At 60.6% G+C, this 8,272-nt stretch carries 8 protein-coding genes; 3 read left to right on the top strand and 5 right to left on the bottom strand.

Annotated features, from left to right (window positions below):
* Positions 1-46 precede the first annotated feature (46 nt).
* Positions 47-232 (bottom strand): hypothetical protein, encoded by a 186-nt coding sequence (locus CORTU0001_RS09625; RefSeq protein WP_005329460.1) that lies wholly within the window; start codon positions 230-232, stop codon positions 47-49.
* 66 nt (positions 233-298) lie between these two features.
* Here CORTU0001_RS09625 and CORTU0001_RS09620 point away from each other — a divergent pair, with 66 nt between their 5' ends.
* Genes CORTU0001_RS09620 through CORTU0001_RS09610 form a run of 3 tightly spaced genes read left to right on the top strand, consistent with a single transcriptional unit; the run spans position 299 to position 4,556 of the window.
* Positions 299-2,314, top strand: a complete 2,016-nt coding sequence (locus tag CORTU0001_RS09620; protein WP_005329458.1) for a helicase-associated domain-containing protein — start codon at positions 299-301, stop codon at positions 2,312-2,314.
* The gene (locus CORTU0001_RS09615) at positions 2,311-3,936 is read left to right on the top strand and encodes a DNA repair helicase XPB (protein WP_005329456.1); all 1,626 of its coding nucleotides are present in this window, start codon (positions 2,311-2,313) and stop codon (positions 3,934-3,936) included. The genes CORTU0001_RS09620 and CORTU0001_RS09615 overlap by 4 nt, the downstream gene beginning before the upstream one ends.
* Positions 3,933-4,556 (top strand): DUF3239 domain-containing protein, encoded by a 624-nt coding sequence (locus CORTU0001_RS09610; RefSeq protein WP_005323881.1) that lies wholly within the window; start codon positions 3,933-3,935, stop codon positions 4,554-4,556. The genes CORTU0001_RS09615 and CORTU0001_RS09610 overlap by 4 nt, the downstream gene beginning before the upstream one ends.
* On the opposite strand, the gene CORTU0001_RS09605 is transcribed toward CORTU0001_RS09610, so the two are convergent.
* From CORTU0001_RS09605 to CORTU0001_RS09590, 4 genes are all read right to left on the bottom strand, one after another.
* Positions 4,553-5,242: a DUF6880 family protein gene (locus CORTU0001_RS09605; protein WP_005329454.1), complete on the bottom strand. Its 690-nt coding sequence runs from the start codon at positions 5,240-5,242 to the stop codon at positions 4,553-4,555. The genes CORTU0001_RS09610 and CORTU0001_RS09605 overlap by 4 nt on opposite strands.
* 140 nt (positions 5,243-5,382) lie before the next feature.
* Positions 5,383-6,642, bottom strand: a complete 1,260-nt coding sequence (locus CORTU0001_RS09600; RefSeq protein WP_005329452.1) for an HNH endonuclease signature motif containing protein — start codon at positions 6,640-6,642, stop codon at positions 5,383-5,385.
* Between the two features lie 183 nt (positions 6,643-6,825).
* On the bottom strand, positions 6,826-7,959 hold the full coding sequence (locus CORTU0001_RS09595; protein WP_005329443.1) for a hypothetical protein: 1,134 nt from the start codon (positions 7,957-7,959) through the stop codon (positions 6,826-6,828).
* Positions 7,959-8,186 carry a hypothetical protein gene (locus CORTU0001_RS09590; protein WP_005329441.1) on the bottom strand — a complete coding sequence of 76 codons (228 nt, stop codon included), beginning with the start codon at positions 8,184-8,186 and terminating at the stop codon, positions 7,959-7,961. The genes CORTU0001_RS09595 and CORTU0001_RS09590 overlap by 1 nt, the downstream gene beginning before the upstream one ends.
* Positions 8,187-8,272 lie beyond the last annotated feature (86 nt).

The following is an 8,272-nucleotide window of genomic DNA, read 5'->3' as shown; positions in this document are numbered from 1 at the left end:
CTTTTTGTATGAAAGAAAAATCCCCGCACCAAGGCGGGGACATACTCTAGCGATTGATGCGAGTATAAGGGTGAACGTAGTTCAGCTTCTCTGCCGGCATCGGCAAGATCAGATCATCGCCGTAGGGGCTGGACGCACCAGCAAAAGGCGCAGAGATTTCCGTGATTGCGTGCTCGCGATTTTCGTTCTTCGGCCAAGCCGGGGAAACGTGACCCTTCTTCTGATTCGACATAGCCCTTATTATTTCAAACCTTGCGCAAAAACGTAACTCAAACGATAACTAAACTGGGGTGACATCATGACTAAGTCTTCCCACCTCCCGCATTTCCGCACGTGGCTCGCCTCCCTTGAGGAAGAAGAGCTCGCCACCATCCTCCGCAACCGGCCGGATGTGCTCAATCCGCTACCCCCGAGCATCACCGCGCTTGCCACTCGGTTACTGCTGCGCACCTCGATCGCGCGAACCCTCATGGACTGCTCCGCGGAGTTGCTCGCGGAAATCGAGGACATCGCGCGCCGTGGTGGAGAGCTCGAGGAGGTAGAAGACCTGCGTCCAGAGATCACCCGCCGGCTCAAGGAGCGCGGACTAGCGTACGGCAACGTCCTAATCCCACCCGAGGTCATGCCTGCCCTTCCCACGGGCTGGTCCCTCCTCGACCAGGTCCAAGTCAGCCCGGAGGACATCGCCGAGCTGCCGGACGAAGAACGGAAGGTCCTCGAGACCCTATCGCGCTCCAATGGCCTGGGTACCACGCGAGATGCGGCCATCGATGCGGATCCGGCCCGGCCGATTCCGCGGCTCATTGCCAAGCAGCTGCTCCAGCGCGTGGACGCCACCACCGTCCGCCTGCCGCGCCCTGTGCACCTTGCACTGAACGGCAAGCCCACCGCGCCGATCCCGGTGGAGGGAATCACCGAATCCCCTGCCCCGGATTCCAAGGCCGATGATGCCGGTACCGCGGCCGGCCTTTCCGCCGTGCGCGGCATGCAGCGCGTCATTGACGCCCTAGGCGCGCGGCCGATAGAACTGCTCAAGGACAAGACCGTCGGCGTTCGCCAGCTCACCAACCTGAGCAAAACCCTCACCATCGATGAGGAGGAGTTACGCCGCCTCATTGGCCTGGGCATGAGCGCCCGCCTGCTCAGCCGCGGCGAGCCGAAAAACTTCGAGGGCAATTTCCTCGCGCCAACGGAACTGGCTCAAACCTGGCTCGATGCGAGCCTCGCCGAAAAGTGGCAGGTCCTGCTCGAGGCGTGGACTGCCTCCCCATGGACCAAGGAAGGCCGCACGCTAGCGCACACCAATGACCGGCTACCTAGCTTCAGGGACAAAGTCCTGCAGGTCTACCTGCGCGGCGCGAAGCCCAGCTTCGAAGAATCCCTGCGCTTCCACTTTCCGCTCTTTGCCACGCACACCTCGGACGAGACCATCGCCGAACTCCGCGCGGAAGCCGAGTGGATCGGCGCCATTGCCCTTGAGCGTCCCACCAGCGTGCTTATCGATGCCCCCGACGCCGCCGCCCGCCTGACCCCCGACACGGTCGATTACTTCCTCATCCAAGCGGATATGACGGTCCTGGTTCCCGGCCCGCTCGATCCGGAGACCCACCAGCGGCTCGAAGCAGTCGCCGACCTCGAGTCCCCCGGCCTAGCCAGCGTCTATCGCATCTCGGACGCTTCCCTGCGCCGCGGCCTGGATCGCGGCATGACTGGGGAGGAAATCCTGGACTTTTTCGCCGCCCACGGGGAGGTGCCACAGACGCTGGAGTTCCACATCGGGGACGTCGCCAAGCGCCATGGCACCCTGCGCTCCGGCCCGGCGCTGTCCTACCTGCGCAGCGAGGACCCGGCTCTCCTCCAGATTGCGCTGAAGGCGGCGCCCTTGCGCCTGCTCGCACCCACCGTGGCGGTGTCCCAATTGCCGGTGCATGACCTGCTGGAGCGCCTGCGCGAGCACGGACTCTCCCCCGCGGCAGAGGACGAAAACGGCGCCAGCCTTACAGTCGCGCCCGAACCGGCTACCCTGCCGACGCCCACCGCCCGCCGAGTCACCGCTTCCCCGGACATCGCGAAGGCCATGCGCACCCTGCGCGACGACGGCGCGCCTTCCACGCCCAGCCTCGACATAGTCCACGCCGCCGCGCGCACTGCCCGGCCGATCACCATCGGCTATGCGGATAAGAACGGCAACGAAAAGAAACGCACCGTCACCCCGCTGACCGTGGCGGGCGGGCAAATCGACGCTCGCGCGGCCGATGGCTCTACCATCCGGTTTCCTTTGCACCGGATCACCTCCGTTACGCTGGAGCCATGAATGGACCATTGATTGTGCAGTCGGACAAGACCGTCCTGCTCGAGGTGGATCACGCCCAGGCCGCCGAGGCCCGCGCCGCGCTCGCTCCCTTTGCGGAGCTCGAGCGCGCCCCCGAGCACGTGCACACCTACCGCATCACCCCGCTCGCGCTGTGGAATGCCCGCGCGGCCGGCCACGACGCCGAGCAGGTCGTCGACGTCCTAGAAAACTACTCCCGCTTCCCAGTCCCCCAAGCCCTGCTTGTCGACGTCGCCGAAACCATGTCCCGCTACGGCCGCGTCCGCCTCCACGCCCACCCGGCCCACGGCCTCATCCTCGAGTCCGACGATCCGCCCATCCTGGAAGAACTTACCCGCGGCGCTACCGGAAAACTCCTCGGTGCTCGCATCGATGAGAACTCTATCGCCGTCCCGCCCTCCGAGCGCGGCCGCCTCAAGCAGGCCCTTCTCAAGGCCGGCTGGCCGGCCGAGGATCTCGCCGGCTACGTCGATGGCGAGTCCCATCCGATCGCCCTCAATCACGACGGCTGGCAGCTGCGTGACTACCAGCAGTACGCCACCGAGGCCTTCTGGTCCGGCGGCTCCGGCGTCGTCGTACTCCCATGTGGCGCTGGCAAAACCATCGTCGGCGCCGCTGCAATGGCCAAGGCAGAATCCACCACGCTCATCTTGGTCACCAATACCGTCGCCGGCCGCCAATGGCGCGACGAGCTCCTGCGCCGCACCACCCTGACCGAAAACGAAATCGGCGAATACTCCGGCGAAAAGAAGGAAATCAAGCCCATCACCATCGCCACCTACCAGGTGGTCACGCGCAAAACCAAGGGCGAATACCGCGCCCTCGAGCTCTTCGATTCCCGCGACTGGGGCCTCATCATCTACGACGAGGTCCATCTCCTTCCCGCCCCGGTGTTCCGCATGACGTCGGACCTTCAATCGCGGCGTCGGCTAGGGCTTACCGCTACCCTCGTGCGCGAGGACGGCCGCGAGGGCGACGTCTTCTCCCTCATCGGTCCCAAGCGCTACGACGCCCCGTGGAAAGAGCTCGAGATGGCCGGCTATATCGCCACCGCCGAATGCATCGAGGTCCGCGTGGATATGGACGCCGAGGAACGCATGCTGTACGCCACCGCCCAACCTCGCGACCGCTACCGCATCGCCGCCCAAGCCGCCGCCAAGCTCCATGCGGTAGACAAGATCTTGGCCCGACACCCACAGCAGGCCCTCATCATCGGCGGTTACGTCGACCAGCTCAAGGAGCTCGGCGCACATCTCGACGCCCCGGTTATCGACGGCTCCACCTCCACCGCCAAACGCGAGCGCCTCTTCCAACAATTCCGCGACGGCACGCTCCCTGTTCTCGTGGTGTCCAAGGTGGCCAATTTCTCCATCGACCTTCCCGAGGCGGCCCTAGCCATCCAGGTCTCCGGCACCTTCGGCTCCCGCCAAGAAGAGGCCCAACGCCTCGGCCGACTGCTGCGCCCCAAGGAAGAGGAAGCTCTTTTCTATTCGCTGGTCACCCGCGATAGCCTCGACGCGGACTACGCCGTGCACCGCCAGCGTTTCCTCGCCGAGCAGGGATATGCCTACCGGCTTATCGACGCACTAGACTTGGAACAATGAAAATCTTCAAGTTCGACGTAGACGAGTCCTTTGCCAAGGCCAACAACGAGCTCTTGCGCGATTCCAACCGCCTTCGCATCTCCGGCCTCGTGCTGGGCATCCTGCTCATCATCGGCGGCGCGGCCATCTGGTGGGGATTTTCCTGGGGCATTACTATCGGCCTCGGCATGATCCTTTTCGGAATCATGGTAGCCATCGTCGGCTTCGCCGCCGCCCGTAAGGTTGGCACCGCCCAGCAACTCTATGACTCCTATCCCCTCGCCCCGGCCGTCATCGCTGAGGTCAACGAACGCGACATGGTTCTCCTAGCCTTGGTCAACACCAACGTGGATCCTTCCCTGCCTCCCCGCTGGGCCGCTTGCCTGCGCACCGTGACTGCCATTCCCGGCATCCAGCGAACCGTGGGCACTAAGGTCCCCGTCGCCGCTGTTTCCGGCCGCGCGGACAACAACCACTGGCAGCAAATCACCCCTATGCCCATCGCATGGGGCACCCCTGACGCCGAAACCGTCACTATTGCCCGAAAGTCCATCCCCCAGGAGGAATGGCAGCGCCTCGAGCGCGCCCGCAAGCGCCTTTCCGACGTGAAGGCCACGAAGTTCGACCTTCTAGTTCTCTAGGACTCCATAAACCTTTCTGGGTACAGCATTACTTCTAGGAGCGGGTCCGGCCACTTGTTGAGAACTATCTGGGCGACCTCTTCCTCCCCTTCGGGGAAATGATCCCTCGCTAGTTCCACCCAGAATTGCCCGCAAGACCGCGCCTGCCAATCTGGATCAGATTCGGTTCCACGCTTCGCGTACTCCCACGCAGCGTCATTCTCACCGATTTCTTCTAAGGCTTTAGCTGCCTCTTCGAAATAAACCGCGTAGCTACCCTCAGCCAAGTGTGTACGAATAATTGCTTCGACGTCTTGATCTAAAACCGCAAAGCGCTTCTCCATATACTTACGGCGGATAACATCTGCGTTTTCCGCCCAAGCGCGCACCCGAGCCAGGCCGTCTTCTCCGAGGACCGTTGAATATGCAACAGGGTCAAGATCGAAGTAATCAACCTCGTTGCTCTCATGGAAATCAATGAACCACTCGGCCAGCTCCATTGGCGCAGGCTTGGCGCGCTGTGCGCTCTTAGCGTGGAGCTCGATAAGCTCTTCAACAACCTCACTTAACATACCAAGTGAGTCATCCGCATTGGCTATCACATCTACGGCAATCTCCAGCGCTTCTTGCACAACCGAGAAGACTTGGGCTGGATCCTCCGAAGGGTCCTCCACGGCAAAATCGAGCACGCCAATTCCATCTTGCATTTTCAGTGCACGTCTAGCTGCCCGATCCTCATCAAGAAAGGATCGGGTCCTACTCTGAAAAAATGGCAAGGCGATGACAGCCTGTGGGCTCATGAGACTAGCCTCCTCGGTACGCTATCAGCCCATTTTAACGGCGTCCCCTACCCTGTGGAGGTCTTCCTTTCTGTTCGTTGTTGTTGGTGTGTGAGGTACTGGGCCCAGGTGTGGTTCCAGTGGGTTTGGTGGGTGGCTAGTGGGCCGGTGGGGTGGTCTAGTTGGTAGGTACCGTCGTGGTGTAGCCAGGCGATGGTTCCGGTGATGGGGTCGAGGATGTAGTGGATTCTGCGGTCGGTTTTGATGTTGTGGTGGTGTTGGCAGAGGTTTACTAGATTGTCTGGGCTGGTAGGCCCGCCGAGATGGTATTCGATGCGGTGGTCGAGTTGGCATCTGGTGGCGGGGACGGTGCAGCCGGGCCAGCGGCAGGTAGCGTCTCTGCCTTGGGTGTAGGCGCGGATGTCGGTGCTGGGGGTGTACGAGTCTGCCTCGTCGGCTAAGAGTCGGCGGATGAAGGTGTTGTCTGTGGGGGCATGGTTGAGGTTTATCCATCCGGCACCGGGGTGATAGACGAGGTTGGTGTCGGGGTTGGTGGTAAACGTGTTGATGGCGACGCTGGTGTGGGTGTCTTCCAAGATGAGGTCGATGAGTGCTTGTGCGGCGGTGGTTTCGGCCTGGTTGGTGTAAGCGTCGATGTGGCGGGCGATGATGGTGGCGGTGGCACTATCGCAGGTAAGCGATAGTGTGGTGGTGTTATCGGGGTTGTAGTTGATGCGCAGTCGCGGTTCGGGTTTGTCTTCTTTGTCTTCGGGGCGCAGGTGGGTGTCGATGAAAGTGCGGATAAACCGGCGCAGATCCGCATCGGTGGGGACTGTTTGGTTGGGTGTGGTGGGGGTCAGAAAGTCTGCGAGTGCGGCGTCGATGGCTTCGAGGTGGTCGGGGTTGTCTTCTAGGCGGGTAAGTTCTCGGTCGATGATGCGCAGTTTGGTCAGGTCGAGTATCCAATGGTGGCCTTGGACTTCGGTGACGAGGGGTAGTTGGCGCATGCGGAAGTGAGCGCGCAGGAAGCCTAGAAGCTTGTGGTAAGAGATGCCGAGGTCTTTGGCGAGGCTGGTGAGGCTCAGGTCAACGTCGTCGTCTAGTTGGGGGAGGATGGCGCGGTAGAGGAACCAGGAGATTTTGCGTGTGTAGGTGCCGGCTTTGCCGATGTGGTTGCCGGGTGCGTTGGTGGTGTAGAACACTTCCGGCATATCACCATCGTCTAGGGAATCGGTGTCGTGTGCGTTTGCGGGGTGGTCACCGATGAGGAGGGTGTCTGGGTAGTCGAGGGTGGTATCTGGTTCGGGCGGGGCAAGTGTGGCAGTCATGGACGGGACACTCCAGAAGAGAAGAACAGGGTTCGTATGTGTTTTCTAACGAGCGTCCTTATAGTATCCCAGCTGGTGGACATGTGCCTTGTGTGGGGGTGTTTATGTTCGAATAGGATACCCTAAATCCGCAGGGAACCCCAGAATCGCACCCCACACATTGGCAGGGGTAAAAGCAAAGGTTTAGGGTTGGGCGGCGTCGGCAAGCTGGTTGCTAATTTCAGGGCAGTCAGCAAACTTCCGCTGCAGGCGACCTAAGAAGTCCTCAAATAAAGCCGGCTCAGCTGCTTTCTGAACTTTCCCGAGCAACCCATACGCTTGGTCGCGACCATAGGCATCTTCTGTTTCCAGCTTCTTCTCAATAAGCTGCATAAGAACGGGAATGGTCTCGTCCGGCAGGTACGGAAGAAGTCGTTCTGCCACATTGCGTTGGAGCCCGGCGTCCGAGGCTGTCGCCCATGCTCGTTGCGGATCGCGTAGGCACTGATACTGAAACATTGCAAGATCCCAGGGCTTATCGCGCAGCCGAGCCTCGATGTGCTCCACTGCGCTATCCCCCACCGCCGCAAAAAGACCTTTCGCTCTCGAAAGCGTTGGAAACGCGTCGAATACTCGCTCATTGACGTAAGGGCTGCGGTGAGGAAAGTGGACGTCGGTAATCGCGGCCCAACCACCAGCAATGTTGAACGTTTCCTCAGCGGGGAGGATTCGCATCGCTTCTTCCGAGTACGTGTAAGCAAGGTCGAACCGGCCGATCTCCGAAAGCCCGCTAATGAGCTGCTCGTATCCGTCCGTGTGGGTACGAAATACCTCCTCGACAGAACCGGAAAGCACCGCTAACCGACGACCGACATACTCACCCTGCGCACGCTCGCGCAGCTCTTTGACGCCTTCAGGCCCTAAAGCCTCCGCGTACTGTACGGGGTCGATATCGACCTGCTCCGCATACGGCGACTCAAGAACGCCCAAGAGCCACTCGGCTAAGCGCAGCCCGTCAACCTGGGCCAATTGGGCGGCCTGAGGTAGTTCCTGGGCCAAGCGCCCCGCGCACCAGATCACGGACCCAACCGGATCATTAACCAGCGGCAACTGTAGCAGAACCTCTTCTAGCGCCCGTTGCGCGACCGGGAAGATGTCGCAAGGCTCTATTGACTTGACGCCTTCGCTGGTCAGGTGTTGAGGCTCATCAATTGCCACATTCAAAAGCACACCCGCCTGCCACACCTGGTCGGCATACGCCCGTGAATCATCGGGGTCAGTCAGATTCAAACCTAAGGGGTTTACAAGGGTGTTGGTTGCTTCGTCAAGCGTCTGCACTACTTCTGGCATTCCTTTAGACCCGCGAGAAATTCCTTAAGCGCTTCCGTGAGCTCCCATATCTGGTTACGCTCCTCCTCAAACATGCGGTCAACGAGGAAATCCACGCCGGCCAAATCATCCGGATGCAGGCTGTCCAAGTAAGCCAGCAGCTTATCGACGCCTTCGAGGCCAAGAATTCCTTGCTCGACCTGGTCCGCAACATAAGAAATTTGCTTTTGGTCCATAGTGAGGAGAATAGCAAAACATAAAAAGAAGGAGACGGTCGTTTGCCGTCTCCTTCTTCTTGTTTCTGTATTTTGTTGTTTGTTTT

The sequence above is a fragment of the Corynebacterium tuberculostearicum SK141 genome (assembly GCF_000175635.1).
GTDB lineage: Bacteria > Actinomycetota > Actinomycetes > Mycobacteriales > Mycobacteriaceae > Corynebacterium > Corynebacterium tuberculostearicum_C.
Note: the sequence above shows the minus strand (reverse complement) of the source record. Positions and strands in the feature narration are given on the sequence as shown.